We start from the raw sequence: 2,352 nt of genomic DNA on the forward strand, positions 1-2,352 counted from the left end.
ACTGGTCCGCGATACCAAACTTCAGGACGGGAATCCCTGTACCCGCGTCACACACGTCGCCATGGAAACGCGGCGGCTCGGCCGCGGTGAGCTGACGATTACCGAGTATCGCCTGGGCGTGGACGGCAGCGAACTGCCGCCATTCCCCGGATTGGTCAGCCATTGATCCTCCAGGTCCAGCCAACAAATCCGGCTTCCGGACGATCCTATTCCCACAGGAGCCTCGGAACCCTTCGACCGGAGTGAACGCTTGAAATACATCCTTGCCTTGGACCAGGGGACCACCAGTTCCCGCGCTGTCCTCTACGATCGGGATGGCGTCATCCACGGGCTCGCCCAGCGGGAGTTCGAACAGCTTTACCCTTGCCTCGGATGGGTGGAACACGATCCGGAAGAAATCTGGGCGTCGCAGGTCGGTGTCGCCGTCGAGGCGCTGAGCCGGGCCAACGCCCGCCCGCGCCACATTGCGGCGGTGGGGATCGCCAACCAGCGCGAAACCACCATCGTCTGGGAGCGCAAGACCGGGAAACCGGTGTCGAGCGCGATCGTCTGGCAAGATCGTCGCACGGCGCCGATCTGTAAGCGGCTCCAGGATTCGGGCCTCGAAGAAACCATCCGCGCGAAGACGGGGCTGCTGATCGACGCCTACTTCTCGGCCACCAAGATCATGTGGATCCTGGAGAGCGTGAAGGGCGCGCGCGAGAAGGCGGAGCGGGGCGAACTGGCCTTCGGAACCGTGGACAGCTGGCTGATCTGGAACCTGACCAGTGGCAAGCTGCACACCATGGACGCCACCAACGCATCCCGCACCATGCTCTTCAACATTCACGAGTGCAGGTGGGACCAGGAACTGCTCGAGGCCTTCGACATTCCGGCGTCCCTGCTGCCCGAAGTCCGCGCTTCGAGCGGCGTCTATAATGACGTTTCCACCAGCCTCGCCCTCGAGGGCATTCCCATCGCGGGAGTCGCGGGCGATCAGCAGGCGGCACTGTTCGGCCAAGCCTGCTTCCGCCCCGGGATGGCCAAATGCACCTACGGCACCGGGGCGTTTCTGATGCAGACGCTGGGAAGGGAAAGCAGTGCCTCGTGCAATCGCCTGTTGACCACGGTGGCCTGGCAGCGGGACGGAGCCGTCGAATATGCAATGGAAGGCAGCGTTCTGGTTGCCGGCTCGGTGGTGCAGTGGCTGCGCGACGGGCTCGGTATCATCCGCAGCTCCGAAGACGTGGAGCCGTTGGCGCTCAGCGTCCCGGATAACGGCGACGTCTACGTGGTCCCGGCGTTCACCGGACTGGGCGCGCCTCACTGGGATCCGCATGCGCGCGGCATGATCATCGGAATCACGCGCGGGACCAAGGCGGGGCACATCGCGCGGGCCGCGCTCGAAAGCATCGCCTACCAGGTGGCGGATCTCTCCGGCGCCATGCAGCAGGACTCGGGCATCCCCATCCATGCTCTGCGAGTGGACGGCGGCGCATCACGCAACGATACGCTGATGCAGTTCCAGGCCGACCTTCTGGGAATCCCGGTGGTCCGTCCGGCGATCACAGAAACGACTTCGCTCGGCGCGGCGTTCCTCGCGGGCCTGGCCGTGGGATTCTGGAAGAACACCGCCGAAATCGAAGGGCAGTGGACGAAGGAAAAGGAGTTTCAGCCCAGGATGGGCCGCAGGCAGGTGGACAGCCTCTGTGGCCGGTGGCGGCAGGCGCTGGAGCGGTCGAAATCCTGGGGCGTGCACGCCGAAGGTGCGGCGTCTGGCACAAACGCAGAGGGAGGAACGCAATGACACGGCCGGAAATGCTGAGCCGACTCCATGCGCAGCGTGGGGAATGGGATGTAATCGTGGTGGGCGGCGGCGCGACGGGCGTCGGCGTGGCGATCGATGCCGCCTCGCGCGGGTACTCCACTCTGCTGCTGGAGCGTAGCGATTTCGGCAAAGGGACGTCCAGCCGCAGCACCAAGCTGGTTCACGGCGGCGTCCGCTATCTGGAACAGGGCAATGTCGCGCTGGTGATGGAGGCGTTGAAGGAGCGCGGGATCTTGCGCATGAACGCTCCGCACCTGGTGAGCGACCTTGCGTTCATCGTGCCCAACTATGATTGGTGGGAAGCGCCGTTCTACGGCGTGGGCCTGAAGCTCTACAACATTCTCTCGGGCAAGTACGGGTTCGGTTCTTCGACCGTTCTTTCCCGGGAGGAGACGATCGAACGGCTGCCCACGATCCGGCAGGACGGCCTGCGCAGCGGCGTGATCTATTTCGACGGCCAATTCGACGACGCCCGCCTGCTCATCAATATGGTGGCGACCGCGGCGCAACAGGGCGCCGCACTCCTCAACTACTGCGCCGTCACT

Annotated in this window: 2 protein-coding genes; both read left to right on the top strand. The window is 64.6% G+C overall.

Going from position 1 to position 2,352, the window contains the following annotated elements:
* The first annotated feature begins 250 nt into the window (after positions 1–250).
* A complete protein-coding gene (gene glpK / locus VMS96_08740; GenBank protein ID HVP43508.1) occupies positions 251–1,786 on the top strand; it encodes a glycerol kinase GlpK in 1,536 nt (511 codons plus the stop codon).
* The coding region (locus tag VMS96_08745) for an FAD-dependent oxidoreductase (protein HVP43509.1) at positions 1,783–2,352 on the top strand (570 nt) is incomplete at its 3' end. The genes glpK and VMS96_08745, both read left to right, overlap by 4 nt.

The sequence above is a fragment of the Terriglobales bacterium genome (assembly GCA_035543055.1).
In the GTDB taxonomy this organism is placed as follows: domain Bacteria; phylum Acidobacteriota; class Terriglobia; order Terriglobales; family Acidobacteriaceae; genus JAIQFD01.